This window comes from Pseudomonas sp. W4I3 (genome assembly GCF_030816195.1).
Lineage (GTDB): Bacteria > Pseudomonadota > Gammaproteobacteria > Pseudomonadales > Pseudomonadaceae > Aquipseudomonas.
In genome coordinates this window covers 5,356,272-5,383,190 of the sequence record NZ_JAUSXS010000001.1, presented here as the reverse complement: position 1 = coordinate 5,383,190, position 26,919 = coordinate 5,356,272, and the positions used below count along the sequence as shown (strand labels likewise).

The window sequence follows — 26,919 nt, the reverse complement described above, 5'->3', positions numbered from 1 at the left end:
ACGTGCCGGCGCGCGGTTAGGCGTCAGCACTCGATAATGTTGACGGCCAAACCGCCGCGGGCGGTTTCCTTGTATTTGCTCTTCATATCGGCGCCGGTCTGGCGCATGGTGCGGATCACTTTGTCGAGGGACACAAAGTGCTGCCCATCGCCGCGCAAGGCCATGCGCACGGCGTTGATCGCCTTGACCGAGCCCATCGCATTGCGCTCGATGCAGGGCACCTGCACCAGCCCGCCAATCGGGTCGCAGGTCAGGCCGAGGTTGTGCTCCATGCCGATCTCGGCAGCGTTTTCCACTTGTGACACGCTGCCGCCCAGCACCTCGCAAAGTGCGCCGGCGGCCATCGAACAGGCCACGCCGACCTCGCCCTGGCACCCGACCTCAGCGCCGGAAATCGAAGCGTTTTCCTTGTACAGAATGCCGATGGCGGCAGCGGTGAGCAGAAAGCGCACCACGCCGTCTTCGTTCGCGCCGGGGATAAAGCGCATGTAGTAATGCAGCACAGCGGGGATGATCCCGGCCGCACCGTTAGTGGGCGCGGTGACCACGCGCCCGCCGTTGGCGTTTTCTTCGTTGACCGCCAGCGCATAGAGGTTGACCCAGTCGAGCACCGACAACGGGTCGCGCAGGGCCGACTCGGGGTGCTTGCACAGTTGCCGATGCAGCGCGGCGGCGCGACGCTTGACCTTCAGGCCACCGGGCAGGATGCCTTCATTGCGACAACCGGCGTCCACGCAATCCTGCATGACTTGCCAGATTTTCAGCAGGCCGGCGCGGGTTTCCGCTTCCGGGCGCCACGCGCTTTCATTGGTCAGCATGACCTGGCTGATGGACAGCCCGTAGGTGGCGCAGTGGCCGAGCAAGTCTTTGGCGTGCTTGAACGGAAAGGTCAGTGGGGTGGCGTCCTCGACAATCCGGTCGGCGCCGGCCGCGTCTTCATCCACCACGAAACCACCGCCGACCGAGTAATACTCGCGGCTGCGCACTTGGATACCGGCGGCATCGAAGGCGCGAAAGATCATGCCGTTGGGATGGTAGGCGAGGGGTTTGCGAATCATCGCCAGGTGTTCTTTCTCGTTGAACGCAATGCTGTGTTCGCCGAGCAGATTGAGGCGACCGTCACTGCGCATCTGCGCAAGGCGCGCGGCCACGGTTTCGGTATTCACGGTGTCCGGGTGTTCGCCTTCCAGGCCCAGCAGCACGGCTTTGTCGCTGCCGTGGCCTTTGCCGGTGGCGCCCAGCGAACCGTAGAGTTCCACCCTGATGCTGTGGGTGGTGCTCAGCAGGTCGTCACGCTTGAGCCCCTCGACGAAGCGAGCGGCGGCGCGCATCGGGCCGACGGTGTGGGAACTGGAGGGGCCGATGCCGATTTTGAACAGGTCGAACACGCTAAGGGACATGGTTGTTCTCCGGTTTCTTATTATGTATCGGGTGTACTCGATCAGTGTGGGAGGGGGCTTGCTCCCGATGGCGGTTGTACATTCAACATATTTGTTGACTGACACTCCGTCATCGGGGGCAAGCCCCCTCCCACATTTTGATCCCATTCAGCCAATCGGGTTACGCGTAGCTTTCGATCGACGGGCACGCACACACCAGGTTGCGATCGCCAAACACGTTGTCGACCCGGCCAACCGGTGGCCAGTACTTGCCTTCGATCAGCGAAGCAACCGGGTACACCGCCTGCTCGCGGCTGTAAGGGTGGCTCCATTCGCCCACCAGTTCCGCAGCGGTATGCGGAGCGTTCTTGAGCGGGTTGTCGTCCTTGTCCAGCGTGCCGTTTTCCACCGCGCGAATCTCTTCGCGAATGGCGATCATGGCGTCGCAGAAGCGGTCCAGTTCTTCCTTGGATTCACTTTCGGTCGGCTCGATCATCAAGGTGCCGGCCACCGGGAACGACATGGTCGGCGCATGGAAGCCGAAGTCGATCAGGCGCTTGGCCACGTCGTCCACGCTGATGCCGCTGCTGTCCTTCAACGGGCGCAGGTCGAGGATGCACTCGTGCGCCACCAGGCCGTTGCTGCCGGTGTACAGCACGGGGTAGTGCTCTTCCAGGCGACGGGAAATGTAGTTGGCGTTCAGGATCGCCAATTGCGAGGCGCGCTTGAGGCCCGCGCCGCCCATCATGCTGATGTACATCCAGGTGATCGGCAGGATGCTCGCGCTGCCGAATGGTGCCGCGCATACGGCACCTTCCTTGCGTTCCATGGCCGCATGGCCCGGCAGGAACGGCGTGAGGTGGGACTTGACGCCAATCGGGCCAACGCCCGGGCCGCCACCGCCGTGGGGGATGCAGAAGGTTTTGTGCAGGTTCAGGTGGGACACGTCGCCGCCGAACTTGCCCGGCGCGCAAAGGCCGACCATTGCGTTCATGTTCGCGCCGTCGATGTACACCTGGCCGCCGTTGTCGTGGATGACCGCGCAGATTTCGCGGATGCCTTCCTCGAACACACCATGGGTGGACGGGTAGGTGATCATCAGCGCGGCAAGGTGCTCGCGATGCTCGACGGCCTTGGCGCGCAGGTCGTCGATGTCGACGTTGCCCCGTGCGTCGCAGGCGGTGACCACCACGCGCATGCCGGCCATGTTGGCGGTCGCCGGGTTGGTGCCGTGGGCCGACGACGGGATCAGGCAGATGTCGCGACGCGCTTCGCCACGGCTCTGGTGATAGGCACGGATGGCCAGCAGGCCGGCGTATTCACCCTGGGAACCGGCGTTCGGCTGCAGGGAGATCGCGTCGTAGCCGGTGGCCGCGCAGAGCATGGCTTCCAGCTCCGAGGTCAGTTGCAGGTAGCCGGCGCTTTGTTCGGCCGGGGCGAAGGGGTGCAGGGCGCCGAATTCGGCCCAGGTCACCGGGATCATTTCGCTGGCGGCGTTGAGCTTCATGGTGCACGAGCCCAGCGGAATCATGGTGCGGTCCAGCGCCAGGTCCTTGTCGGCCAGCTTGCGCAGGTAGCGCATCAGCTCGGTTTCCGAGTGATAGCGGTTGAACACCGGGTGGCTGAGGATCGGCGACTGGCGCAGCAGGGCGGCCGGCAGGGTGCTGTCGGTCGCGGTGAAGGCTGGCAGCGCCTTGCCGTCGGCGAAAATCGCCCACAAGGCCTGGATATCAGCCTGGGTCGTGGTTTCGTCAACCGACAGGCCGACACGCTCGGCGTCCACCACGCGCAGGTTGATGCGCTGGGCACGGGCCTTGTCGTGCACGGCGGCGGTGTTGGCGCCGGTGTTGAGCGTGAGGGTGTCGAAGAAGTGTGCCTGTTCGACCTTCAAGCCCAGGGCGGTCAGGCCCTTGGCCAGGATCGCGGTCAGCTGGTGAATACGCTGGGCAATCTGGGTCAGGCCTTTGGGGCCGTGGTACACGGCGTACATGCTGGCGATGTTGGCCAGCAGCACTTGGGCGGTGCAGATGTTGCTGGTGGCCTTCTCGCGACGGATATGTTGCTCGCGGGTCTGCATGGCCAGGCGCAGGGCCGGCTTGCCGAAGCGGTCCACCGAGACACCGACCAGACGGCCTGGCATGTCGCGCTTGAACGCATCCTTGGTGGAGAAGTACGCCGCGTGCGGGCCGCCAAAGCCCAGTGGCACGCCAAAGCGTTGCGCGCTGCCGATGGCCACGTCGGCGCCGAACTCGCCCGGCGGGGTCAGCAGGGTCAGGGCCAGCAGGTCGGCGGCGACGGCGACCAGCGCGTTGGCGGCGTGGAAGCGTTCGGTCAGCTCTCGGTAATCGAACACATCGCCGTTGCTGGCCGGGTATTGCAGCAGGGCGCCGAAGAAGGCGCTGACGTCGGTCAGTTCGCGCTCATCGCCCACCACCACGTCGATGCCCAGTGGCTCGGCACGGGTGCGCAGTACGTCGAGGGTTTGCGGGTGGCTGTGCACCGAGGCGAAGAACGCATGGCTGCCTTTGTTCTTGCTCAGGCGTTTGCAGAAGGTCATGGCTTCGGCGGCGGCGGTGGCTTCGTCGAGCAGGGAGGCGTTGGCGATCGGCAGGCCGGTGAGGTCGCTGATCAGGGTCTGGAAGTTCAGCAGCGCTTCCAGGCGGCCCTGGGAAATCTCTGGCTGGTACGGGGTGTAGGCGGTGTACCAGGCCGGGTTTTCCAGGAGGTTGCGCAGGATTGGCGACGGCGTATGGCAGTTGTAGTAACCCTGGCCGATATAGGTCTTGAACAGTTGGTTCTGGCTGGCGATGGCCTTGATCTTGGCCAGGGCCTCGGCTTCGCTCAGGCCGTCTTCCAGGCCGAGCACGCTGGTGCCCTTGATGCTTTCCGGGATGACGCTGGCGCTCAAGGCTTCCAGGGAATCGAAGCCCAGGCTTGCGAGCATCTGCTGCTCGTCTTCCTGGCGCGGGCCGATGTGGCGGGCGATGAATTCGTTGGCGGTGGTCAGATTAACGGTCATGGCACGCTCCTCAGGCTTCGGCGTTGGCTTTGATCAGACGGTCGTACGCATCCTGATCCAGCAGTTTAGCGACCGCCCCGGCATCAGCCGGTTTAAAGCGGAAGAACCAGCCTTCGCCCATCGGGTCGTCGTTGACCAGCTCCGGGCTGGCATCGAGTTTGTCGTTCACTTCGAGGACTTCACCGTCCAATGGCATGTACACGCCACTGGCGGCTTTTACCGATTCCACGGTGGAGGCTTCAGCGCCTTTCTCGTAGGCCTGCAACTCGGGCAGTTGCACGAAAACCACGTCACCCAGCGCATTCTGCGCGAAAGCGGTGATACCCACGGTGACGCTGCCATCGGCTTCGGCGCGCAGCCATTCGTGATCTTCAGTGAAACGCAACTCGCTCATGGAAACTCCTCGGGGCCAGATTCGTCTGGTGGACGGGATTGGAATGATGGGAGTTGCTTAGCAATATTGCGGCCAATGTCATTAAGTCATTAAAAAACAATCACTTAACGAAATGGGTTCTGAGCTTATGCGCTGACGGTGTAGCGATTTCGCTACAGTCGAGCCTGCGAAAAAAAGCCTATGTGGATCAAAGCCTTGCATGGCGCGCAAAAAACAGGGCTGTAGCGATATCGTTCCACTGTAGCGCTTTCAGTACAGTGGATGTCGTTCCTGGACCAAACCTGGAATGCATAGCGAATGTGGGAGGGGGCTTGCTCCCGATGGCGGAGGATCAGTTACAGACAGGCAGCTGATACACCGCTATCGGGAGCAAGCCCCCTCCCACATTGGTTTGTATTCCAACTGGAATCAGGGTTTGTTGGGTATGCCGTACTTGCGCAATCGGTGTGCGATAGCGGTGTGCGAGGTCTGCAGCCGGCTGGCCAGTTGGCGTGTCGAGGGGTAGCGGGTATAGAGCGTTTCCAGCAGGCCGCGCTCGAAGTCTTCCACCGCTTGTTCCAGGCTGTCGACTTCGCCGTCGCTTTGGCGGGCCACGGAGGTGCCGGCGATATCCAGGTCGCCGATGTCCACCAGGCTGCTTTCGCAAATGGCGGCGGCGCGGAAGATCACGTTCTGCAGTTGGCGCACATTGCCCGGCCAGCGGTTGCCCAGCAGTGCCGGGTAGGTTCCCGGCGCCAGGCGGCACACCGGGCGCTGGATCTGTGCGCAGGCCTGCTGCATGAAGTAGCGGGCCAGCAAGAGGATGTCCTGGCCGCGCTCGCGCAACGGCGGCACTTCAACGTTGAGTACATTGAGGCGGTAGAACAGGTCTTCGCGAAAGGTGCCTTCGCTGACCATTTTTTCCAGGTCGCGGTGGGTGGCGCTGAGGATGCGCACATTGACCTTCACTTCGCGGTCGCCGCCCACCCGGCGAAAGCTGCCGTCATTCAAAAAGCGCAGCAACTTGGCCTGCAGGTAGGGCGACATCTCGCCGATTTCATCGAGAAACACCGTGCCTTGGTTGGCCAGCTCCATCAGCCCCGGCTTGCCGCCGCGCTGGGCGCCGGTAAAGGCCCCGGGCGCGTAGCCGAACAACTCGCTTTCGGCGAGGTTTTCCGGCAACGCAGCGCAGTTCAATGCCAGAAACGGCGCACTGTGGCGTGCGCTGATCGCATGACAGGCACGCGCCACCAACTCTTTGCCGGTGCCCGTCTCGCCCTGGATCAACAGCGGTGCATCCAGCGCGGCCACGCGTTGCGCCCGTGCCTTCAAGGTGCGGATCACCGGGGATTCGCCCAGCAGCGCGTCGAACCCTTCGGCATGGTCATGGTGCAGCGCCGACAATTGCTCGCCGATGCGGTTGGGCTGATAGAGGGTGTGAGCAGAGCGCCGGCATCGGTAATCGGCGTGGCGTCCAGCAACAGGGTCTGGCCATTCACGCTGATTTCGCGCAACGGCAGGCGGAAGCCATGCTCCAGCAAGGTCTCCAGCAGCCCGGGGTCGTTGAACAGTTCGGCGATGCTTTCCCCGGCGGGTTCGCGCCCGTACAGCGCGATCAGCGCCGGGTTGGCCAGCAGGATCTTGCCCGCGCTGTCCAGGGCCAGTACCGGGTCGGTCATGGCCGCCAGCAGGGCGTCGAGTTGCAGGTGGCGGCGTTGACCGGGAAGGATGTCGACCACGGTCACCGCCTGCACGCCCTGCACGCTGAACAACGCATCGCGCAGTTCTTCGAGCACCTCGGCGCTCAGGGTCGGCGCGTCGATATAGACGTTGGGCGGCACCATCTCCACCGCATCCAGGTTGAGATTACGCCCACCGAGCAAGGCCAGGACTTCCTGGGTAATGCCGACGCGGTCGATGAAGCTGACGTGGATACGCATGGGGCGGATATTGATTCTGGAGTGCGGAGGGGAGCCAGTATGCCTTGGAGCTGGAGGAGATCAAAATGTGGGAGGAGGCTTGCCCCCGATGGCGGCGAATCAGCTGATAAATCTATGGCTGACACACCGCTATCGGGAGCAAGCCCCCTCCCACATGTTGAACAGTGTTGAGTCAGTTCAACCGGTTCATACCAGGTGTTCGGGCTTGATCGGGTCGCCTGATTTCACGTCCAACTGATGCCGCACATCCTCAAACATCAAGTCGTACTGCTTGTGCATCGAACCATTCAACACGGCCATTTTCGGCATGCCATATTTCTGCGCGATGTTCATCGCATGCCGCGCAAAGTCGAATGCCTGGTCCTTGGGCAGGAAAAACTCTTCCTTGAGGTCCTTGCCCTGCACCGAACCGTGCAGTTTGAACAACATGCCCTTGCCTTCCTTGGGGTCCTGGCTGACTTCATAGTCGATGCACAGGTTGTAGCTGTAATCCTGCTCATTGAGTGCGTGACGTTCGACGTGCAAGTGTCCCGGTTCAAAGGTAGCCATAGGCAAATCTCCTCTACTTCACAAATAGGTGATGCCAGGTGTCGCCGTGCTGATGCGCGTGCCGGCGCTGCCTTGGACGATGGCTTCGATGTCGGAGAGTGAACCGATCACCGCGGTTTTGCCAGTCTGGCGAGCGAACTCGCAGGCGGCCTGCACCTTGGGGCCCATGGAGCCGGCGGCGAAGCCGAGTTGTTCCATGGCGTCGGGGTGAGCCTGGCCGATGGCCTTCTGGGTGGGCTTGCCGAAGTCGATGAAGGCTGCATTGACGTCGGTGGCGATCACCAGCAGGTCGGCGTCCAGTTGCGCGGCCAGCAGCGACGAGCAGAGGTCCTTGTCGATCACCGCTTCGATGCCGTGCAGCTTGCCGTCGTCGCCATACATCGTCGGAATGCCGCCGCCACCGGCGCAGATCACAATGGCCTTTTTCTCCAGCAGCCATTTGATCGGGCGTATCTCAAAAATGCGCTTGGGCCGCGGGCTTGCGACGACGCGGCGATATTTGTCGCCATCGGGGGCGATGGCCCAGCCTTTTTCAGCGGCAAGCTTTTCTGCTTCGGCCTGGGTGTATACCGGGCCGATCGGCTTGGTGGGGTTTTGGAAGGCCGGGTCCTTGGCATCTACTTCGACCTGGGTGAGCAGGGTGGCGAAGGGCACTTCGAAGTCCAGCAGGTTACCCAGTTCCTGTTCGATGATGTAACCGATCATGCCTTCGGTCTCGGCACCGAGTACGTCCAGCGGGTAAGGCGACACGCTGGTGTAGGCGGCGGCCTGCAGCGACAGCAGACCGACCTGCGGGCCATTGCCGTGGGCGATCACCAGCTCGTTGCCGGCATGGATCTTGGCGATCTGTTCGGTGGCGATGCGGATGTTGGCGCGCTGGTTGTCGGCCGTCATGGGTTCACCACGGCGCAGGAGGGCGTTGCCGCCCAGGGCTACGACGATACGCATAATGCAATCCTTCTAGATGTGTGAACACCAGGCCCAATGTGGGAGGGGGCTTGCTCCCGATGGCGGTGTGTCAGCCAACTGACCTGTAGCTGAGCCACTGCTATCGGGAGCAAGCCCCCTCCCACATTGACTGTGTTCCAGCCGTCAAAAGTTAGATATCCGCCAGCGCCGACACCAGAATCGCCTTGATGGTGTGCATGCGGTTTTCCGCCTGCTCAAAGGCAATGTTGGACGGCGATTCGAAGACGTCTTCGGTGACTTCCACGCCATTGGCCAAGTGCGGATAGCGTGCGGCGATGTCCTTACCGATCTTGGTCTCGCTGTTGTGGAACGCCGGCAGGCAGTGCATGAACTTCACGCGTGGGTTACCCGAGGCTTTCATCATCTTGGTGTTGACCTGGTAGGGCAGCAGTTGCTCGATGCGCTCGTCCCACGCTTCTACCGGTTCGCCCATGGACACCCAGATATCGGTGTGGATGAAGTCCACGCCCTTGACCGCCTCGGCCGGGTCTTCGGTGATGGTGATGCGTGCGCCGCTTTCTTCTGCGAACGCCTGGCACTGTTTGATGAAATCCTCGTGGGGCCACAGGGCTTTCGGCGCGCCGATGCGCACGTCCATGCCGAGCTTGGCGCCGATCATCAGCAACGAGTTGCCCATGTTGTAGCGCGCATCCCCAAGGTAGGCGTAGCTGATGTCATGCAGCGGCTTGTCGCTGTGCTCGCGCATGGTCAGGGTGTCGGCGATCATTTGTGTGGGGTGGAATTCGGCGGTGAGGCCGTTGAACACCGGCACGCCGGCGAACTTGGCCAGCTCTTCGACGATCTCCTGCTCAAAGCCCCGGTACTCGATGGCGTCGAACATGCGGCCAAGTACGCGGGCGGTGTCCTTCATGCTTTCCTTATGGCCGATCTGCGACGACACCGGGTCGATGTAGGTAACGTGCGCGCCCTGGTCGTGGGCTGCCACTTCGAACGCGCAGCGGGTGCGGGTCGAAGTTTTTTCGAAGATCAGCGCGATGTTCTTGCCTTTGAGGTGCGCACGCTCGGTGCCGGTGTATTTGGCGCGCTTGAGGTCGCGGGACAAGTCCAGCAGGTAGTGCAGCTCGCGGGTGGTGTGGTGCATCAGCGACAGCAGGCTGCGGTTGTGCATATTGAAAGCCATGAGCGTTCTCCTTAATAGTCGATTGGGTCGCGGATGATCGGGCAGGTCATGCAGTGGCCGCCGCCACGGCCTCGGCCGAGTTCACCGGCGCTGATGGTGATGACTTCCACCCCCGCCTTGCGCAGCAGGGTGTTGGTGTAGGTGTTGCGGTCGTAGCCGATCACCACGCCCGGTTCCACGGCCACCACGTTGTTGCCGTCGTCCCATTGCTCGCGTTCGGCGGCGAAGCTGTTGCCGCCGGTCTCGACCACGCGCAGGGCCTTGAGGTTGAGTGCTGCAGCAACGGTTTCGAGGAAGTTGGTGGTCTCCCGTTGGATATCGATACCGTGGGGCTTGCTCTCGTCAGGGCGCAGGGTGAAGGGCACGATCTGGTTGACCACTTCGGGGAAGACGGTGACCAGGTCGCGGTCGCAGAAGCTGAACACAGTGTCCAAGTGCATCGCCGCTCGGGATTTGGGCAGGCCGGCAACGATCACGCGTTCCACCGCTTTGTTTTTGAACAGGTTGCGCGCCAGTTGACCGATGGCCTGGTGCGACGAACGCTCGCCCATGCCGATCAACACCACGCCGTTGCCGATCGGCATCACGTCGCCGCCTTCCAGCGTGGCGGCGCCGTGGTCCTGGTCGGGATCGCCGTACCAGATCTGGAAGTCCGCGTTGGTGAACTCGGGGTGGAACTTGTAGATGGCGCTGGTCAGCAGGGTTTCCTGGCGGCGCGCCGGCCAGTACATCGGGTTGAGCGTCACGCCGCCGTAGATCCAACAGGTGGTGTCGCGGGTGAACTGGGTATTGGGCAGCGGCGGCAGAATGAAACTGGCATGGCCGAGAAAGTCGCGGAACATCTCGATGGTTTTGCCACCGAAGCTGCTCGGCAAGTCTTCGGCCGATACGCCGCCGATCAGGAACTCGGTAATCTTGCGCGGCTCCAGGCTGCGCAGCCATGAACCGACTTCTTCGACCAGGCCCAGGCCGACGGTATTGGCGGTGATCTTGCGCTGCAGAATCCAGTCCAGCGCTTCGGGGATGGCGACGATATCGGTCAGCAGGTTGTGCATTTCCAGCACATCAATGTCCCGCTCGCGCATCTTGGTGACGAAGTCGAAATGGTCGCGCTTGGCCTGTGCAACCCAGAGCACGTCATCGAACAGCAGCTCGTCGCAGTTGTTGGGGGTCAGCCGCTGGTGGGCCAGGCCTGGGGAGCACACCATGACTTTGCGCAGTTTGCCGGCTTCGGAATGAACGCCGTACTTCACTTTTTCCGTGGTCATTTCAGATCCTCCAGTGAACACGAGTTACAGAGTCAGGAAGCCGTCATACAGGCCATAGGCAGCCACCAGGGCGCCAATGATCACTGCGGCGAAAATCAGCTTCTCGACGTTGGTGAATATCGGTTTGCCCAGTTCACGCTTGGCCTTGGCGAACAGGATCGCGCCGGGGGCGTAGAGCAGGGCGGAGAGCAGCAGGTATTTGGTGCCGCCGGCGTAGAGCAGCCAGATCGCGTAGATCAGTGCGATGGCGCCGATGAACAGGTCTTTGCGGCGCTCTTTGAGGGCGTTTTCGTAAGTCTCGCCGCGCACCGCCAGCAGCAGCGCATAAGCCGCTGACCACAGGTAAGGCACCAGGATCATCGAGGTGGCGAGGTAGATCAGCGACAGGTAGGTGCTGGCGGAAAACAGCGTGATCACCAGGAACAGTTGCACCATCGCGTTGGTCAGCCAGAGGGCGTTGACCGGTACGTGGTTGGCGTTCTCCTTGCGCAGGAACTCCGGCATGGTGTGGTCCTTGGCGGCGGCGAACATGATCTCCGCGCACAGCAGTACCCACGACAGCAACGCCCCCAGCAGCGAGATGATCAAGCCGACGCTGATCAGCACCGCACCCCAGTGGCCCACCACATGCTCCAGCACGGCGGCCATCGACGGGTTCTGCAGCTTGGCCAGTTCCGGCTGGGTCATGATCCCTAAGGACAGCACGTTCACCAGCATCAGGAACAGCAGCACGGTGATAAAGCCGATCACGGTGGCCTTGCCCACGTCGGAGCGTTTTTCGGCACGGGACGAGAAGATGCTCGCGCCTTCGATGCCGATGAACACCCACACGGTGACCAGCATCATGTTGCGCACCTGGTTCATCACGCTGCCCAGCTCGGGGTTTTTCACGCCCCAGATGTCAGCGGTGAAGATGTCCAGCTTGAACGCGAACAGGGCGATCAACACGAACAGCACCAGTGGCACCACCTTGGCGACCGTGGTCACCAGGTTGATGAACGCCGCTTCCTTGATCCCGCGCAGCACCAGAAAGTGCACGGCCCACAGCAACACCGACGCGCCAATCACTGCAGCCGGGGTATTGCCTTCGCCAAAGATCGGGAAAAAGTAACCGAGGGTGCTGAACAGCAGCACGAAGTAACCGACGTTGCCCAGCCAGGCACTGATCCAGTAACCCCAGGCGGAAGAGAAACCCATGTAGTCGCCGAACCCGGCCTTGGCGTAGGCGTAGACACCGCCGTCGAGGTCCGGCTTGCGGTTGGCCAGGGTCTGGAACACGAAGGCCAGCGTCAACATGCCGATGGCGGTAATCAGCCAGCCAATCAACACTGCGCCTACGTCGGCACTGGCGGCCATGTTTTGCGGCAATGAGAAGATCCCACCGCCAATCATCGAACCCACGACGAGCGCAACCAGCGCGCCAAGCCTAAGTTTTCCGGGAGAATCAGACATTGAGTGACTCCAATGCAGGAGAGAGAGACCACAGAATAATTCTGTGCGCTAATCAAACAGCTGACTCAGATCACTTCATTGGCACATTCCATTGTGAATTAACGACTTAGGGTGGATATTTCGCGGGCGATAAAAATCTCGAAGAAGCGCTTTGCAGAGCGCTTGCGTCTTTCTGATTAATGATTTGGTTGAGGCATGGATGTATGAAGCTAGTTCGTATTCGTGAATGTGCAAACTTTTTAATCGAAGTTTGACGATGGCCGTATGGGGCTCTTATTTAAATTCTAAATAAGCCTAAACTTCCTGTGTTTACATGCCCTTATGTTATGAAGCGCTACACTGATTTAATGAATTAGTTGAGTGCACAGGTGTCAGCTAAAAAATTTATCGCGAGGAGTCCCGATGCCCCACCCAGCACAGAAACTTAGGCTCAGTGCCCTGATCGCCCTGGTGGTGGGTTCGATGATCGGCGGCGGGATCTTCTCCTTGCCACAGAACATGGCCGCACGCGCGGGCGCTGGCGCGGTGCTGATCGGTTGGGGTATCACGGCGGTGGGCATGCTGGCCCTGGCCTTTGTGTTCCAGACCCTGGCCAACCGCAAGCCCGAGCTGGACTCCGGCGTGTATGCCTACGCCAAGGCCGGGTTCGGCGACTACATGGGTTTCTCTTCCGCCTGGGGTTACTGGATCAGTGCGTGGATGGGCAATGTCGGTTACTTCGTATTGCTGTTCAGTACCCTGGGCTACTTCTTTCCGGTGTTCGGCCAGGGCAACACGCCGCTGGCGATCGGCTGTGCGTCGCTATTGTTGTGGGCTGTGCATTTTCTGGTGATGCGTGGAATCAAGGAGGCGGCCTTCATCAACCAGGTCACCACCGTGGCGAAGATTGTGCCGCTGCTGATGTTTATCGTGATTGCCGCCGTGGCGTTCAAGGCGGACATCTTCAGCCGCGATATCTGGGGCTTGGGCAACCCGCAAATAGGCAGTGTGACGGAGCAAGTGCGTCACATGATGCTGGTCACGGTGTTTGTGTTTATCGGTATCGAAGGCGCCAGCGTTTACTCGGCGCGGGCCGAGAAGCGCGCGGACGTAGGCCGGGCCACTGTGATCGGTTTTCTCGGCGTGCTGGCCCTGCTGGTGCTGGTGAATGTGCTGTCCCTGGGCATCATGAGCCAGCCGGAACTGGCGCAATTGCAAAACCCGTCCCTGGCCGGGGTGCTGGAACATATCGTCGGGCCGTGGGGCGCGATCTTGATCAGCATCGGCCTGGCGGTTTCGCTGCTGGGGGCGCTGTTGTCGTGGGCGTTGCTGTGTGCGGAAATCCTGTACGCGACCGCCCAGGACAAGACCATGCCGGCGTTCCTGAAGAAGGAAAATGCCAATCAGGTGCCGGTCAACGCGCTGTGGCTGACCAACCTGATGATCCAGGTATTCCTGGTGATCACGCTGTTTTCCGCTAGCACCTACACCACCCTGATCTACCTGGCATCCTCGATGATTCTGGTGCCGTACCTGTGGTCGGCGGCCTATGCGGTGCTGTTGAGCGGGCGCGGCGAAACCTATGAGGGCGCCCAGGGTCGGCGCACGAAGGATTTGCTGATCGGCCTGATTGCCCTGGCTTACGCCGTGTGGCTGCTGTATGCGGGCGGCCTGAAATACCTGCTGCTGTCGGCGCTGCTGTATGCGCCTGGGGTGATCCTGTTCGCCCAGGCCAAGCGCGAGCAGGGCCTGCCCTTGTTTACTGCTGTGGAAAAAGGCATTTTCGGCTGCGTGGTTGCCGGGGCTGGTTTAGCGGCCTATGGGCTGTATAGCGGCGTGTTGTCGTTGTGAGGTCAGCCTGTGCGGGACTCATCGGGGGCAAGCCCCCTCCCACATTTTGAACTGTGAATACCTTGAAAGTGTGGGAGGGGGCTTGCCCCCGATGGTGTTCTAGAAGTCACCACTGCGGCTGGTGCGACCCCAATTCTCCTGCCGGCAGATCCCATTGCAAAGGCGTGCCATTGGCCGGCGGCGCCGATGCTGGCGGCGGCCAGGTCAGTCACGGCGAAGGCAGAGGGCAGGGCGCCGGACTCGCTCAGGCTCAGGGGTGTTTGCGCAAGATTGAGTGCGGCTTGGATGGGAGTCAGCAGGTCAGTCATCAAAGGCCCTCCGTAAGAGAAGGGCCACTATCGAAGAACATCAGGCCGGTGTGGCAACCCCAGGCATCAGGGGCAGTTCGATACTGGCGATAAAACCGCCGTCAGGATGATTGGCCAGGATCAACTGGCCGCCATGGCGTTCGGCGGCGCGACGTGCGATCGCCAGGCCCAGGCCGTGACCTTGCGCGGTCTGGCCGGGTGCGCGGTAGAACGGCTCGCCCAGTTGGCTCAGGTGCTCGCTTTCAACACCGGGGCCGTGATCGCGCACGCTGATCAGGATGCGCTCGCCGCGCCGTTGTGCGTTCAGCTCGATCGGTTGCTCGGCCGGGTTGAAGCGCTGGGCATTGCGCAGCAGATTGTCCACAGCGCGCTCGATCATGGTCGGCCAGCCTTTGAGACGCAGGTCGTGCTCGGCCGACAGCTGCACCACCTGCTCCGGTGCGCTGAGCTGAGCGTCCTTTTGCAGGGTCTTGAGCAGGGGGTTGAGGTCAACCTCTTCGGCGCTGGCGTTGTCGGCATCCACCCGGGCCAGTACCAGAATTTCGCTGATCAAGGCTTCCAGGCGGTCGCATTCACGGGTCAGGCGCGGCCACAGTTTTTGCCGCTCTTCGGGGCTGGCACGTTCGGCCAGGGCCAGGGCGATACGCAAGCGGGCCAGGGGTGAGCGCAGTTCGTGGGAAACGTCGCGCAACAGCTGACGCTGGCTGGCGATCAGGCTTTGCAGGCGTGCGCCCATGCGGTTGAAGTCGGTGGCCAGCACGCCGAATTCATCGCGGCGGTTGGCCAATTGCGCCAGGCTGTTCTGCTGGTAGGTGGCCTGGCCCAGGTCATGTACCGCGCCTCGCAGTCGGCTCAGCGGACGGGTGATGGACAATGTCACCAGCAGGCTGAACAGCGTGAGCACCACCAAGGCAATGGCCAGGGCGCTGAACGGCCACAACAGGCTGCTGCGGTGCCAGGCGTCGAGTTCGGGATGGGGAATGCGGTAGATCAGCAGGTAGGTGTCGCCGGTTTTTTCACTGGTGTATTCGGCGGTCAGGCGCCGCCAGGGCAGGTGACCGTCCTGGCTGTCGTTCTGCCGGGCTTCGAAGGCGGCGGCGCGGCGCGGGAAGGTGCCGCGCACCACCGGCTCGCCGCCTTCGTTCAACACTTGCACGTCAATGTGGTACTGGCGCTTGCGTTGCTGCAGCAGCTCCTGAGCCGCGTCCTCGCCCTGGGCTTCGTAGAGTTGCGTCCACTCTTGCGCCAGGTTGTTGAGGCCGGGGTGGCGGCTGAGAATCCAGGCGTCCTGGTTCAACATATGCCCAAGCAGTATCGACAGCCCGGCAACCAGGGCGATGGCCAGCCAGAAACTCGCCAGGATGCGCCAGAACAATGAACGCACAGGAAACCCTCAAATAGGAAAAGCCCAGCGGCGGGGGCCACTGGGCTGGGAGCATTAACGCAAGGGTATTATTGCGCTTTTTGCGGCTGTTGCGCTTTCCAGGCCTGGAATTCCTTCCATTCGGCACGGCGCTGCTCTTGCTGCTTGACGATATCGTCGAACTTCTTCTGCTGGTCGGGTTTGAGCACGGCGCGGATGTCGGCCTGGGTTTTCTGCTTGCCGGCGGCGATCTCGTCCTGCATGGCTTTCTGGTCGGCTGCGGGCAGCTTGGCCAGGTACTTCTGGGTCAGGTCCTTGCGAGCGTGCCATTGGTCACCCATCAGCTTGCGGATCTGCTCGCGTTGTTCCTTGCTCAAGTCCAGTTGGCTGAATGGGCCACCTTTACCACGCGGACCGTGTTCACCGTGGCCCGGGCCACCCATCATATGGCCTTCAGGGCCGCCCATCGGGCCTGGACCTTCGGGCATGGCGGCCATGGCGACGGTAGGCAGTGCAGCGGCGAACATCAAAGCGATAAGGGTCTTGCGCATGGTGATTCTCCTGTCTCTATTCCGGTGAGTCCGGATGTGAGTAGGTTACTCAGATCAAGGTCAGCGGCGGTCAGGTGAGCGTAAAGCTTGGGTAAAGAGAGTTCTGCCAGGAACTGACAAAACCCTGTAGGAGCGAGCTTGCTCGCGAAAGACGTCAACGATAACGCGGGCTGCCTGGATGAACGCGGTGTTCTCAGGTTCTTCGCGAGCAAGCTCGCTCTACAGCTTACAGGCTGTAATAGTAACCGCGGCTGCGCAGCGCCACGATCCGCGGACGGCCGTCCGGGTGTGGGCCGATCTTTTTGCGCAGGTTGCTCACGTGCATGTCCAGGCTGCGATCGTACAGGGTCAACTTGCGGCCCAGGGCGATCTGCGCCAGCTCCTGTTTATCCAGCGGTTCGCCGGGCTGACGCAGCAAGGCTTCGAGCAGGCGGCTTTCGGAGACGGTGAGGGTGAACTCCTGTTCGTCGATGCTGACCACGCCGCGCACCGGGCTGAAGCACAGGTCGCCCAGCTCCAGCTGGCTCGACACGGCTGCCGGATGGCTGCGGCGCAGCACGGCACGCAAGCGCGCGGTGAGTTCGCGCGGATCGCAAGGCTTGGCCAGGTAATCGTCAGCGCCCAGCTCCAAGCCGAGGATGCGGTCCAGCGGTTCGCCGCGGGCCGACAGCATCAGCACCGGCAACTCCGGGTGGTCGTTGCGCAATTGCTTGAGCAACTCCAGGCCGCTGCCGTCGGGCAGCATCACGTCAAGCACCACCGCCGCCGGAGCGGCTTCGGCCAGGGCCTTGCGGGCGCTGGAACCGTCGTGGCAGGCGCGCACCTGGAAACCTTCCTGGCTCAGCCAACTGGTCAGCAGCTCACAGAGCTCCTGGTCATCATCTATCAGTAACAGCTCGCTCATGACTCACTCAATTTAGCCATTGTCGACGACGACGGTGCCCCCCGCTGGCGAAGATGCCGCACAGCAAGGCGATCAGTGCGACGGCCGCGCCGGTGACAAACCATTGCTGCTGCTCGGTCAGCCATCGGGTCAACGCGCCGTCTTGTGTCTCTTTGAGTTGCTGGGCCAGGCGTTGGTTCTCCTGGCGCAAGCGACTCAGTTGCGCGCTTTCGCGGGTAGCTTGCGCGCTTTGCAGCTGCTTGCTCAGTTCTTCGCGCAGCCCTTCGCTTTCTTTCAAGCGTTGCTGCAATTCGGTGATCTGGCTGCCGGCACTCAAGGACAGCGGCGTGGAGCTGCCGCCATTGGAGGTCTCTTCAGCGTGGGCGGTCGCCCCGATCGTTAACACGGCCAACAGACACAACTGACGTAAGCGCATCGGAACTCCTGATTCCACACGAATATTCAGAACGTTGTCGGCAGGTTACCGGGAATAATGAGCCATTGGGATCGCGCCGAACCGTTTTGGTTCGGCGCGACCGGGCTCAAGGCAGGACTTGCTTGAACGGCTTGACCACGACACCCGCGTAGACGCCCGCCGCCACATACGGATCAGCCTTGGCCCACGCCTGTGCATCGGCCAGGGAGGCGAACTCGGCAACGATCAGGCTGCCGGTGAAACCCGCTTCGCCCGGCTCGTTGCTGTCGACGGCCGGGTGCGGGCCGGCCAGGACGATGCGGCCTTCGGTTTGCAGCTGCTTGAGGCGCTCGACGTGGGCCGGGCGCACGCTCAGGCGTTTTTCCAGCGAGTGGGCGACGTCGGTGGCAATGATGGCGTAGAGCATGTCAGTCCTCGGTTTTCGGCGTGGTAGCAGCAGTGTCATGCAGGTGGCGCGACAGGTAGATACCTTGGCCGACCAGGAACAGCAGGGTCATGGCCAGGCTGCCGAACACCTTGAAGTCGACCCAGTATTCCTGAAAGGTAAAGGCCACGAACAGGTTGGCCGCACCGCAGAAGATGAAAAACACGATCCAGGCCACGTTCAAGCGTAGCCAGATGGGCTCCGGCAAGGTCAGCGCGTGGCCCATGATCCGTTTGATCAGCAGGCGATCACCAATGAAGTGGCTGCCGATGAAGACCAGGGCGAACAGCCAGTTGACCACCGGGGCTTTCCATTTGAGGAAGGTTTCGCTGTGGAAAGCCAGGGTCAGGCCACCGAACACCAGGCAGGCGACGAGGGTCAGCCATTGGCTTTTTTCCAGTTTTCGCTGGGAGATGAAGATGGCGCCGTAGACCACGATCGAGCTGACGATCAGTACGGCGGTGGCGCTGTAGATGCCTCCGAACGACAGTGGGTGACCGGCGATATCGATGACCCTGGGGTCGAGTTTGGTAACGATGAAAAACAGCAACAGCGGGATGAAGTCGATGAATTGTTTCACAGTAAGAGCCAGAAGCTGGATGTGGCGGCATAATAACAAACATCCTTGGTTGCGATAGCGCCAGCTGACTTGAGGTTACACACCCCCGTGAATGTTGATTTGCACTGCCACAGCACGGCCTCCGACGGCGCCCTGGCGCCCGCGGTACTGGTTGCGCGGGCGTTTGAAAAAGGCGTGCGAGTCCTGTCGCTGACCGACCACGATACCCTCGAAGGCCTCGATGAGGCCCGCGCGGCGGCCCATGCGTTGGGTATGCAGTTGGTCAACGGCGTGGAATTGTCCTGCACCTGGGGCGGCGCCACCATTCATGTGCTCGGCTACGGTTTCGAGCAGAACGCCCCCTCCTTGGTGGCCGCCATCGCCCAATTGCACGATGGGCGCTGGCTGCGGTCCGAAGAAATAAGCCGCAAGCTCGGCCTCAAAGGCATGCCTGGCGCCCTCGAGGGCGCGCGGGCTATCCAGCAGGCGCTGGGTGACAGCGGCAATGCACCGGCCCGTCCGCATTTTGCCGACTGGATGGTGCGCGAAGGGTTCGTCAAAGACCGCGCCGAAGCCTTCCGCAAATGGTTGGGCGCGGGCAAGTTGGGCGATGTGAAGCAACATTGGCCGACCCTGGAGGACACCGTCGCGACCTTGCGGGCCGCCGGGGCCTGGGTCAGCCTGGCGCATCCCTGGCATTACGATTTCACCCGCAGCAAGCGCCGCAAGCTGATCAGCGACTATATTGGAGCGGGCGGCCACGCGATCGAAGTGGTCAACGGGCATCAGCCCGCCGAACAGGTCGGCAGCCTGGCGATCCTTGCCCGCGAATTTGGTCTGCTGGTCAGTGCCGGCAGTGATTTTCATGGCCCAGGCGGCTGGTCCGAGATCGGCGAGTATCGCCAGGTCCCGGAAGACCTGCCGCTGTTGTGGGGGCGATTCAAGCATGACCCCATTATTGCCACCGTCTGAACAGGTAGAACACGTGAGTCAATTCTTCCAGATTCATCCGGAAAACCCCCAGGCACGCCTGATCAAACAGGCCGTGGAGATTATTCGCGCCGGCGGCGTGGTGATCTATCCAACTGATTCGTCCTACGCCATCGGTTGCCAGATCGGCGACAAGGGCGCGGTCGAGCGGGTAAGACGCCTACGCCAACTGGACGACAAGCACAACTTTGCGCTGATCTGCAGCGACTTGTCCCAGCTCGGGCTGTTTGCCAAGGTCGACACCGGCACCTTCCGCTTGCTCAAGGCGCACACGCCAGGGCCGTACACCTTCATTCTCAACGCCACCCGCGAAGTGCCGCGCCTGTTGCTGCACCCGAAAAAGCGCACCATCGGCCTGCGCGTGCCGGAACACCCGATTGCCCTGGCGCTGCTGGCTGAACTGGGCGAGCCGCTGATGAGCGTGTCGTTGATCCTGCCCGGCGAGACCGAGCCGCTGTATGACCCTTACGAAATGCGCCGCCTGCTGGAAAAACACGTCGACTTGATCATCGACGGCGGCTACGGCGGCAACAAAGCCTCTACTGTGATCAACCTGGCCGATGGCGAGCCGGAAGTGGTGCGTGTGGGCTGCGGCGACCCGACCCCGTTCATGGTCGAGGCCTGAATGTCGGTCGTGGAAACCGTCGACCCCCAGGCGGGAGCCCAGCAGGAACTGCCCTTTGCCATGGTCTACGGCCAGGCGGTCATGGAAATGCCCCTGGACCTGTACATCCCGCCGGACGCTTTGGAGGTGTTCCTTGAAGCCTTCGAAGGCCCGCTGGACTTGCTGCTGTACCTGATTCGCAAACAGAACATCAACATCCTCGACATACCCGTGGCGGAAATCACCCGGCAGTACATGGGCTATGTGGAGTTGATGCAATCGGTGCGCCTGGAACTGGCCGCCGAATACCTGGTGATGGCCGCCATGCTCGCCGAGATCAAGTCGCGCATGCTGCTGCCGCGCTCGGAGACGGTTGAGGCCGAAGAAGACGACCCGCGCGCCGAGCTGATCCGTCGCTTGCAGGAATACGAGCGCTTCAAGGCCGCCGCCGAAGGCATCGACGGTTTGAGCCGTGTCGGCCGCGATGTGGTGGTGCCCAAGCTGGATGCCCCGGAGGCCCGCGCGCGCAAACTGCTGCCCGACGTGAGCCTGGAAGAATTGCTGATGTCCATGGCCGAGGTATTGCGCCGTGGCGACATGTTCGAAAGCCACCAGGTCAGCCGCGAAGCGCTGTCCACCCGCGAGCGCATGAGCGATGTGCTGGAGCGCCTCAAGGGCGGTGGCTTTGTGCCGTTTGTCGAGCTGTTCACCGCAGAAGAAGGGCGCCTGGGCGTGGTGGTGACCTTCATGGCGATTCTGGAGCTGGTCAAGGAGTCCTTGGTTGAGCTGGTCCAGAATGAGCCGTTTGCGGCTATCCACGTGCGGGCGCGAGCCGAATAACGAGCTGAATCGATGAATCTGACTGAACCCCGCGAACTGGCGCCCTTGCTGGAAGCCTTTCTCCTGGCCTCGGGCAAGCCGCAATCCCTGGAGCGCCTGTTCGAACTCTTTGAAGAGGCCGAACGCCCCGAACCGCCTGTGTTCAAGAAAGCGCTGGAGATCCTGCGCAAGTCCTGCGAGGGGCGCGCCTTTGAACTGCGCGAGGTGGCCTCCGGTTATCGCCTGCAGATCCGCGAGAAGTTTTCTCCGTGGGTGGGGCGCTTGTGGGAAGAGCGCCCGCAGCGTTATTCACGGGCGATGCTGGAGACCATGGCGTTGATTGCCTATCGTCAGCCGATCACCCGAGGCGAGATCGAAGACGTGCGTGGCGTGGCGGTCAACAGCCATATCGTCAAGACCCTGCTGGAACGCGAGTGGATCCGCATCGTCGGCTACCGTGATGTGCCCGGCAAACCGGCAATGTTCGCCACCACCAAGGTGTTCCTCGACCACTTCAACCTGAAAAACCTCGACGACTTGCCACCCCTGGCCGAACTGCGCGAGATGGAAGCCGAGCCCGTTCTGGATTTCGACGACGCACCGGTCCCGGCAAGCCTGCAGGAACTGGCCGACGCCAGCGCCGAGCCGGAGGAGCCAAAAGACGAAACCAGTTTCCACACCTTGCTGCTGGAACTGGACGATATGGAGCAGGGCATCAAGACCGACTTTGACGACTTGCTGCGTGACGGCGCGGCTGAGCCTGAAACCCAGGTGAACGTTGAGGTTGAGCCTGAACTCGAAGAAGACATCCTCGGCGTTGCCGACGCTCGAGAAAAACTCCTGGCCGCGGTCGCCGCCCTCGAACAACCACCGTTGAGTGATGAGGAAGACGAAGCCAGGGCGCTGGCCGAAGCCATAGAAGCCGAACGCCGCCAACTCGAAGACTGAGGCAATCCAGTGTGGGAGGGGGCTTGCCCCCGATGGAGATGGGTCAGTGGATGCATAGGTTGGCTGACCCACCGCTATCGGGAGCAAGCCCCCTCCCACATTGGATTTGCATCGCCTGGGAGAAAATATGAGCTCCACCAAAGATCCCTGCATCAGCATCTGCAAATTCAACGACGACATCTGCGTCGGCTGTGGCCGCAGCAAGCGCGAAATCCGCGCCTGGAAGAAACTCGACAAGGCCGACAAACGCACGGTGCTGGCCGAAGCCGAGTTGCGCCTGCTGGCCCTGGGCGCCACCGGTCGGCGGAAAAGCAAATGATTGCGCCTGGATCGACTAGTCTCTGATGCGCAACGCGCGGCATGCGCGTATGATTCGCGACCCTTCGCCGACCTCTTCGGCCAAGGCCCCGCTTTCAACATTCTTCAGGCCACGCCTGAATCGACCCACCGGGAGGTGCTTAAGATGAACGACAAAGACCAGAACGACAGCCAGGAAATCGGCCCAGCAGGTGAAAAACTGCAAAAGGTGCTGGCGCGTATCGGCGTGGGCTCGCGCCGCGACGTCGAAGCCTGGATCACCCAGAAGCGCATCAAGGTCAACGGCGTCGAGGCCACCCTCGGCCAGCGCGTCGACCTGCATGACGCTATCACCATCGATGGCAAGGTCATCAAGCGTGAAGAGGCGGCCGAGTCGGTACGCCGCGTGATCATGTACAACAAGCCCGATGGCGAGATCTGCACCCGTGACGACCCGGAAGGCCGTCCGACCGTGTTCGACAAGATGCCCAAGCCAAAAGAAGGCCGCTGGATCAACATCGGTCGCCTCGACATCAACACCACCGGCTTGCTGATGTTCACCACCGACGGTGAATTGGCCAACCGCCTGATGCACCCGTCCTACGAGATGGACCGTGAGTACGCTGTGCGTGTACGCGGTGAAGTCGACGACGAAATGATCGAACGCCTCAAGGCTGGCGTGGTGCTCGAAGACGGCCCGGCCAAGTTCACCGACATCAAGCAGGCGCCGGGTGGCGAAGGGTTCAACCACTGGTACCACTGCGTGGTGATGGAAGGCCGTAACCGTGAAGTGCGTCGCCTGTGGGAATCCCAGGGTCTGGTGGTCAGCCGCCTCAAGCGCGTGCGTTTCGGCCCGGTGTTCCTGAACTCCGACCTGCCGATGGGCCGCTGGCGCGAAATGAGCCAGTACGAAGTCGACATCCTCAGTGCCGAAGTCGGCCTGACGCCGGTGGCGATGCCGCAGATGAACGCCAAGAGCAAGGACAAGCTCGAGCGTATGCAGCGCAAGTCGTCGCGTCCTGTGGCGCGCACCGAGCGTGTTGCCCGCACCCTGCGCCCGGCGTTGAATGCCCCGGCCACTGGCGGTCGCATCTCCCGTGAGCCGCAGATCGAAGGTGAGCGTCGCCCCACCGCGCCATCGCGTCAGGAAGGTGACCGCGCGCCACGCACGCCGCGTCCAGCCCCGACGGGTGGCCGCAGCAACCGTGGTGAAGCAGATCGCCCCGCCGACAACGCCAGCACCAAGCGTCCAGCCAAGCCGGCGGCCAACAAGCGCCCTGGCCCGAAACTGGTGGCTGACGAGCCGTCCAAGCGCCGTGGCGCGCCGGCCGGTTCCGGTCAGCGTCCTGGTTTTGGTCGCAAGAAGCCGCAGTGATGTTTTAAGCGCTGCACAAAAAACGCCAACCTTCGGGTTGGCGTTTTTTTTTGCGGTCTGAAATTGAAATGCAGTCACCTGTGGGAGGGGGCAAGCCCCCTCCCACATTTTGAACCTCATTTGATTCGAAATAGGAGCTCAAAAAGCAAACGTGCCATCGAACACCGGTTTGTCATCCAGCGCCAATATCCCGCTGGCAAAAATCAGATCCAGGTGATGACTGCCTTTCTGCCCGCCGCCCAGGCCCAGGTGCAGCCCGCAATGGCGCTCTTCAAAGCCGGCATTGCGCGCGTACAGATCCTTCACGCCTTCATTGGTCCCAATCCCCAGTTCCTCCACGCGGCGGTTGGACGGGTTGGCATTGAGGTACTTGTTGAAGTCATCCGCCAGCCCCGGCACGTCGCTGGCCACGCTGCAGATGGTGGAATTCTCGATCCACAGTTCCAGCGGCGACTCCAGCACGCCGTATTTGCGTGCAAAGGGGATAGTGCTGAGAAACGTGCCGACAAATCGCACTTGCCCGTTGATGGCTTCGCTGTGGGTGGCGATCTCGCCGGGCGCCAGGTCGTGGTTGCCGACGCCGTTGATATTGGTCCACTTTTTGATGCTGCTCATGGGGGCTTCAAGGCGTGAGCCGTGCTTGTCGGTGAAGCTCAGCACATTGGCCTCGGACATGCGTCGGATCAGCGTCGCGTTGAGGTCGGCAATGCGCTGCGGTTCGACGCTGAAGGTGTCGTAGAAATAATCGCCGTAGTCCTTGAACAATAGCGACTTTTTCCAGTGTTCGGCCATCACGCCCTGCAGCGCACGGATAAAGTCCGGGCCTTCGGCACGCGGGTTGGGCAGGGTGGAGGAATCGTAAAGGAACAGGTACAGGTCGCAGGCTTCGATGGCCTGGGCCAGGGATTCGCTGGCGCTCAGGTCCAGGCGCTGCACCTGGAAATTGAAACGGGCGGCACTGCCCTGGGTGATTGCCTGGGCGATGGCGTCGTAACGTTCGGTGTGGCCCAGCAGCACGGTAGGGCGGTTCAATCCGTTCAGGGCCGGGTGGTGGGCGAGGTAGTAGAGAAAATGTTCGACGGCGCGGGCCTTGTCCATGACGGGTGTCCTTCGATGCCTTGGGTAAGGGGGCAGGTGCCGTGCACAGCACCTGCCGAATGCCTGCGGGGGTGTTAGAACGGCCACATCGCGGTGCCAAATGGCACGACGGCATCGGCTTGCATCATTTCAACGGCGGCCTCATGGGTCGGTGCTTCAAACCAATCGTCGAGTTGCAGTTCGGTTTCCAGGTCTTTTTCCAGTGCTTGCATGGTGTATCTCCTAGAGGACGGTGTTTGAGAACGGCTTGCCAGCGGGCTTCGCCAGCAAGTGCAGAGAACCTAGGAGAGGATGTTTCAAAATGCAAAATATTTATTGAAACGGTTTCATTTGGATTTTTTCTTCTGTTTTTTTGACGTTGTTTTTTATCCAGGCAAAACAGCAGATTGGCTGAACCGATTCTTCAGGCCGGGCTGACCGCCAATTTTCCGTAAACCGTCATCCGAGCCTGACTGTAAAGTCTATTTTCCGGTCTGTAACGTTAGGTTTACGCGGCTGGTCTGTGATTGTTGGGGCCGAATCTTCTGTAAGGAATACCTGACAGATTGTCGCGTGCACGATGGTGGTGCGTGCCGAAGCTGTCGAGCGGTGTACAATGCGCCGCGTTTTACTGTGACGCCTCTTGCGTACCCACGCAAAGGCCAAGACCTCAGGGTTTATCCGCCCTGATCACTCCGCCCGGCCACGAGCCAGACGGGTTCGATTTCGTCACAGATAAAAACAAACAGGTGACGCATGACCGCTATAAAGACGCTGTACTCCTGGTGCCTGCGCTGGGGTTTGAGCGGCGCTGCTTGAGTCGGTAATTCAAGGCAGCAACCTGCATTCAACCTCTTCAAACCTTGCGTGAGACCCTTTTCATGAGTGGACCCCATTCTTCTTCAGGCGAGCTGAAACGCGGCCTGAAAAATCGGCATATCCAGTTGATCGCCCTGGGCGGCGCCATCGGCACCGGTCTGTTTCTCGGCTCGGCCGGGGTACTCAAGTCCGCCGGCCCATCGATGATCCTGGGCTATGCCATCTGCGGCTTTATCGCCTTCATGATCATGCGCCAGCTCGGCGAAATGATCGTCGAAGAGCCGGTCGCCGGTTCCTTCAGCCATTTTGCCCACAAGTACTGGGGCGGTTTCGCCCGGTTTCCTGTCGGGCTGGAACTGCTGGATCCTGTACATCCTGGTGGGGATGTCCGAGCTGACCGCGGTCGGCAAGTACGTGCACTACTGGTGGCCGGAAATCCCGACCTGGGTTTCGGCGGCCGCGTTCTTCGTGCTGATCAACCTGATCAACCTGGCCAACGTCAAAGTCTTCGGTGAAGCCGAGTTCTGGTTCGCAATCATCAAGGTAGTCGCCATCGTCGGCATGATTGCCCTGGGCAGCTACCTGCTGGTGAGTGGCAGCGGTGGCCCGCAAGCCTCGGTGAGCAACCTGTGGGACCATGGCGGCTTCTTCCCCCATGGCGTCGGCGGATTGGTGATGGCCATGGCGATCATCATGTTCTCCTTCGGCGGCCTGGAAATGCTCGGTTTTACCGCGGCCGAAGCGGACCAGCCGCGCACCGTGATCCCCAAGGCGATCAATCAGGTGATCTACCGCATCCTGATTTTCTACATCGGCGCCTTGGTGGTGCTGTTGTCGTTGACGCCGTGGGACAGCCTGCTGGCCACCCTCAACGCGTCGGGCGATGCTTACAGCGGCAGCCCGTTCGTGCAGGTGTTTTCGATGCTGGGTAGCAACACCGCTGCGCATATCCTCAACTTCGTCGTACTGACCGCCGCATTGTCGGTGTACAACAGTGGCACCTACTGCAACAGCCGTATGCTGCTGGGCATGGCCGAGCAGGGCGATGCGCCCAAGGCTCTGGCGAAGATCGACAAGCGCGGAGTACCGGTGCGCTCGATTCTGGCGTCCGCGGCTGTCACGCTGGTGGCGGTGTTGATGAACTACTTCATCCCGCAGCATGCGCTGGAGTTGCTGATGTCGCTGGTGGTCGCCACGTTGGTGATCAACTGGGCAATGATCAGCTTCTCCCATATCAAGTTCCGCCAGCACATGAACCGTACCGGCCAGGTGCCGTTGTTCAAGGCGCTGTGGTATCCGTACGGGAACTGCATCTGCCTGGCGTTCGTGGTGTTTATCCTGGTGATCATGCTGATGATTCCGGGGATCCAGGTGTCGGTGTATGCGATCCCGGTGTGGGTGGCGTTTATGGCTGTGTGTTACTGGTTGAAAAACAAACGTAAGGCACAAGCCGCCTTGGTCAGGCCACAGACGGTACTTGAGTAACCTCGTTAACCCTGAATAAAGAGCCCGGCGTATCGCCGGGTTTTTTTGGACTGGCGGAACG

The 26,919-nt window shown here is 61.4% G+C and carries 23 protein-coding genes and 3 pseudogenes; 8 read left to right on the top strand and 18 right to left on the bottom strand.

Annotated elements, in window-relative coordinates; translation table 11 throughout:
- Positions 1-23 precede the first annotated feature (23 nt).
- The 9 genes and pseudogenes from QF045_RS24490 to arcD (QF045_RS24450) all read right to left on the bottom strand — a co-directional run bounded on the left by QF045_RS24490 (position 24) and on the right by arcD (QF045_RS24450) (position 12,090).
- Positions 24-1,400, bottom strand: coding sequence for an L-serine ammonia-lyase (locus QF045_RS24490; protein ID WP_306494399.1), 1,377 nt, complete (start codon positions 1,398-1,400; stop codon positions 24-26).
- 160 nt (positions 1,401-1,560) lie between these two features.
- Complete coding sequence (gene gcvP / locus QF045_RS24485) at positions 1,561-4,398, bottom strand: aminomethyl-transferring glycine dehydrogenase (RefSeq protein WP_306494398.1); 2,838 nt, start codon at positions 4,396-4,398, stop codon at positions 1,561-1,563.
- 10 nt (positions 4,399-4,408) lie between these two features.
- Positions 4,409-4,792 (bottom strand): glycine cleavage system protein GcvH, encoded by a 384-nt coding sequence (gcvH, locus tag QF045_RS24480; protein WP_306494397.1) that lies wholly within the window; start codon positions 4,790-4,792, stop codon positions 4,409-4,411.
- Between the two features lie 408 nt (positions 4,793-5,200).
- Positions 5,201-6,711: pseudogene (locus tag QF045_RS24475) on the bottom strand (sigma-54-dependent transcriptional regulator).
- A 186-nt stretch (positions 6,712-6,897) separates the two neighbouring features.
- Positions 6,898-7,260, bottom strand: a complete 363-nt coding sequence (locus QF045_RS24470; RefSeq protein ID WP_306494396.1) for a DUF5064 family protein — start codon at positions 7,258-7,260, stop codon at positions 6,898-6,900.
- 18 nt (positions 7,261-7,278) lie between these two features.
- Positions 7,279-8,208, bottom strand: a complete 930-nt coding sequence (gene arcC / locus QF045_RS24465; RefSeq protein WP_306494395.1) for a carbamate kinase — start codon at positions 8,206-8,208, stop codon at positions 7,279-7,281.
- Positions 8,209-8,359: 151 nt separating this feature from the next.
- Positions 8,360-9,370, bottom strand: a complete 1,011-nt coding sequence (locus QF045_RS24460) for an ornithine carbamoyltransferase (protein WP_306494394.1) — start codon at positions 9,368-9,370, stop codon at positions 8,360-8,362.
- Between the two features lie 11 nt (positions 9,371-9,381).
- The gene (gene arcA / locus QF045_RS24455) at positions 9,382-10,638 is read right to left on the bottom strand and encodes an arginine deiminase (protein ID WP_306494393.1); all 1,257 of its coding nucleotides are present in this window, start codon (positions 10,636-10,638) and stop codon (positions 9,382-9,384) included.
- A 24-nt stretch (positions 10,639-10,662) separates the two neighbouring features.
- Complete coding sequence (arcD, locus tag QF045_RS24450; RefSeq protein WP_124387951.1) at positions 10,663-12,090, bottom strand: arginine-ornithine antiporter; 1,428 nt, start codon at positions 12,088-12,090, stop codon at positions 10,663-10,665.
- A 402-nt stretch (positions 12,091-12,492) separates the two neighbouring features.
- On the opposite strand from arcD (QF045_RS24450), the gene arcD (QF045_RS24445) reads away from it, so the two are divergent.
- On the top strand, positions 12,493-13,920 hold the full coding sequence (gene arcD / locus QF045_RS24445; protein ID WP_306494392.1) for an arginine-ornithine antiporter: 1,428 nt from the start codon (positions 12,493-12,495) through the stop codon (positions 13,918-13,920).
- Between the two features lie 170 nt (positions 13,921-14,090).
- Here the strand turns inward: arcD (QF045_RS24445) and QF045_RS24440 are convergent.
- The 7 genes and pseudogenes from QF045_RS24440 to QF045_RS24410 all read right to left on the bottom strand — a co-directional run.
- A pseudogene (locus QF045_RS24440) lies at positions 14,091-14,228 on the bottom strand (acyl-CoA transferase); the annotation flags it as partial.
- A 40-nt stretch (positions 14,229-14,268) separates the two neighbouring features.
- A complete protein-coding gene (locus QF045_RS24435) occupies positions 14,269-15,612 on the bottom strand; it encodes a HAMP domain-containing sensor histidine kinase (RefSeq protein WP_306494391.1) in 1,344 nt (447 codons plus the stop codon).
- Positions 15,613-15,680: 68 nt separating this feature from the next.
- On the bottom strand, positions 15,681-16,142 hold the full coding sequence (locus tag QF045_RS24430; protein WP_306494390.1) for an LTXXQ domain protein: 462 nt from the start codon (positions 16,140-16,142) through the stop codon (positions 15,681-15,683).
- 226 nt (positions 16,143-16,368) lie between these two features.
- Positions 16,369-17,046 (bottom strand): response regulator transcription factor, encoded by a 678-nt coding sequence (locus QF045_RS24425; RefSeq protein ID WP_306494389.1) that lies wholly within the window; start codon positions 17,044-17,046, stop codon positions 16,369-16,371.
- Positions 17,047-17,053: 7 nt separating this feature from the next.
- Positions 17,054-17,461: a translation initiation factor 2 gene (locus QF045_RS24420; RefSeq protein ID WP_306494388.1), complete on the bottom strand. Its 408-nt coding sequence runs from the start codon at positions 17,459-17,461 to the stop codon at positions 17,054-17,056.
- Positions 17,462-17,567: 106 nt separating this feature from the next.
- A complete protein-coding gene (locus QF045_RS24415; RefSeq protein WP_306494387.1) occupies positions 17,568-17,867 on the bottom strand; it encodes a YciI family protein in 300 nt (99 codons plus the stop codon).
- Position 17,868: 1 nt separating this feature from the next.
- Positions 17,869-18,465: a septation protein A gene (locus tag QF045_RS24410; protein ID WP_306494386.1), complete on the bottom strand. Its 597-nt coding sequence runs from the start codon at positions 18,463-18,465 to the stop codon at positions 17,869-17,871.
- Positions 18,466-18,552: 87 nt separating this feature from the next.
- Here QF045_RS24410 and QF045_RS24405 point away from each other — a divergent pair, with 87 nt between their 5' ends.
- The 6 genes from QF045_RS24405 (at position 18,553) to rluB (ending at position 23,477) form a co-directional block, all read left to right on the top strand.
- Entirely contained in the window at positions 18,553-19,416 is an 864-nt protein-coding gene (locus tag QF045_RS24405) for a PHP domain-containing protein (RefSeq protein ID WP_306494385.1), read from the top strand.
- 13 nt (positions 19,417-19,429) lie between these two features.
- The gene (locus QF045_RS24400) at positions 19,430-20,059 is read left to right on the top strand and encodes an L-threonylcarbamoyladenylate synthase (protein WP_034115727.1); all 630 of its coding nucleotides are present in this window, start codon (positions 19,430-19,432) and stop codon (positions 20,057-20,059) included.
- 120 nt (positions 20,060-20,179) lie between these two features.
- Positions 20,180-20,878, top strand: a complete 699-nt coding sequence (locus QF045_RS24395) for a ScpA family protein (protein WP_164365898.1) — start codon at positions 20,180-20,182, stop codon at positions 20,876-20,878.
- Positions 20,879-20,890: 12 nt separating this feature from the next.
- On the top strand, positions 20,891-21,805 hold the full coding sequence (gene scpB, locus QF045_RS24390) for an SMC-Scp complex subunit ScpB (RefSeq protein ID WP_306494384.1): 915 nt from the start codon (positions 20,891-20,893) through the stop codon (positions 21,803-21,805).
- A 127-nt stretch (positions 21,806-21,932) separates the two neighbouring features.
- Entirely contained in the window at positions 21,933-22,124 is a 192-nt protein-coding gene (locus tag QF045_RS24385; protein WP_044267786.1) for a DUF1289 domain-containing protein, read from the top strand.
- Between the two features lie 144 nt (positions 22,125-22,268).
- Positions 22,269-23,477 (top strand): 23S rRNA pseudouridine(2605) synthase RluB, encoded by a 1,209-nt coding sequence (rluB, locus tag QF045_RS24380; protein WP_306494383.1) that lies wholly within the window; start codon positions 22,269-22,271, stop codon positions 23,475-23,477.
- Positions 23,478-23,615: 138 nt separating this feature from the next.
- Here rluB and QF045_RS24375 read toward each other — a convergent pair whose 3' ends face one another.
- Together QF045_RS24375 and QF045_RS24370 are read right to left on the bottom strand one after the other, a co-directional pair.
- Entirely contained in the window at positions 23,616-24,575 is a 960-nt protein-coding gene (locus tag QF045_RS24375) for a leucyl aminopeptidase (protein WP_306494382.1), read from the bottom strand.
- Positions 24,576-24,649: 74 nt separating this feature from the next.
- Entirely contained in the window at positions 24,650-24,787 is a 138-nt protein-coding gene (locus tag QF045_RS24370; protein WP_003237751.1) for a hypothetical protein, read from the bottom strand.
- 648 nt (positions 24,788-25,435) lie between these two features.
- On the opposite strand from QF045_RS24370, the pseudogene QF045_RS24365 reads away from it, so the two are divergent.
- A pseudogene (locus QF045_RS24365) lies at positions 25,436-26,858 on the top strand (amino acid permease).
- The last annotated feature ends 61 nt before the right edge of the window (positions 26,859-26,919 follow it).

What these genes read in the sequence shown, in the direction of transcription:
- scpB (WP_306494384.1), top strand. Translation starts at nt 20,891, where the DNA reads ATGAATCTGACTGAACCCCGCGAACTGGCGCCCTTGCTGGAAGCCTTT.
- arcD (WP_306494392.1), top strand. Translation starts at nt 12,493, where the DNA reads ATGCCCCACCCAGCACAGAAACTTAGGCTCAGTGCCCTGATCGCCCTG.
- gcvP (WP_306494398.1), bottom strand. Translation starts at nt 4,398, where the DNA reads ATGACCGTTAATCTGACCACCGCCAACGAATTCATCGCCCGCCACATC.
- arcA (WP_306494393.1), bottom strand. Translation starts at nt 10,638, where the DNA reads ATGACCACGGAAAAAGTGAAGTACGGCGTTCATTCCGAAGCCGGCAAA.
- QF045_RS24425 (WP_306494389.1), bottom strand. Translation starts at nt 17,046, where the DNA reads ATGAGCGAGCTGTTACTGATAGATGATGACCAGGAGCTCTGTGAGCTG.
- QF045_RS24470 (WP_306494396.1), bottom strand. Translation starts at nt 7,260, where the DNA reads ATGGCTACCTTTGAACCGGGACACTTGCACGTCGAACGTCACGCACTC.
- gcvH (WP_306494397.1), bottom strand. Translation starts at nt 4,792, where the DNA reads ATGAGCGAGTTGCGTTTCACTGAAGATCACGAATGGCTGCGCGCCGAA.
- QF045_RS24385 (WP_044267786.1), top strand. Translation starts at nt 21,933, where the DNA reads ATGAGCTCCACCAAAGATCCCTGCATCAGCATCTGCAAATTCAACGAC.
- QF045_RS24460 (WP_306494394.1), bottom strand. Translation starts at nt 9,370, where the DNA reads ATGGCTTTCAATATGCACAACCGCAGCCTGCTGTCGCTGATGCACCAC.
- QF045_RS24490 (WP_306494399.1), bottom strand. Translation starts at nt 1,400, where the DNA reads ATGTCCCTTAGCGTGTTCGACCTGTTCAAAATCGGCATCGGCCCCTCC.
- arcC (WP_306494395.1), bottom strand. Translation starts at nt 8,208, where the DNA reads ATGCGTATCGTCGTAGCCCTGGGCGGCAACGCCCTCCTGCGCCGTGGT.
- QF045_RS24430 (WP_306494390.1), bottom strand. Translation starts at nt 16,142, where the DNA reads ATGCGCAAGACCCTTATCGCTTTGATGTTCGCCGCTGCACTGCCTACC.
- arcD (WP_124387951.1), bottom strand. Translation starts at nt 12,090, where the DNA reads ATGTCTGATTCTCCCGGAAAACTTAGGCTTGGCGCGCTGGTTGCGCTC.
- QF045_RS24375 (WP_306494382.1), bottom strand. Translation starts at nt 24,575, where the DNA reads ATGGACAAGGCCCGCGCCGTCGAACATTTTCTCTACTACCTCGCCCAC.
- QF045_RS24420 (WP_306494388.1), bottom strand. Translation starts at nt 17,461, where the DNA reads ATGCGCTTACGTCAGTTGTGTCTGTTGGCCGTGTTAACGATCGGGGCG.
- QF045_RS24415 (WP_306494387.1), bottom strand. Translation starts at nt 17,867, where the DNA reads ATGCTCTACGCCATCATTGCCACCGACGTCGCCCACTCGCTGGAAAAA.
- QF045_RS24370 (WP_003237751.1), bottom strand. Translation starts at nt 24,787, where the DNA reads ATGCAAGCACTGGAAAAAGACCTGGAAACCGAACTGCAACTCGACGAT.
- rluB (WP_306494383.1), top strand. Translation starts at nt 22,269, where the DNA reads ATGAACGACAAAGACCAGAACGACAGCCAGGAAATCGGCCCAGCAGGT.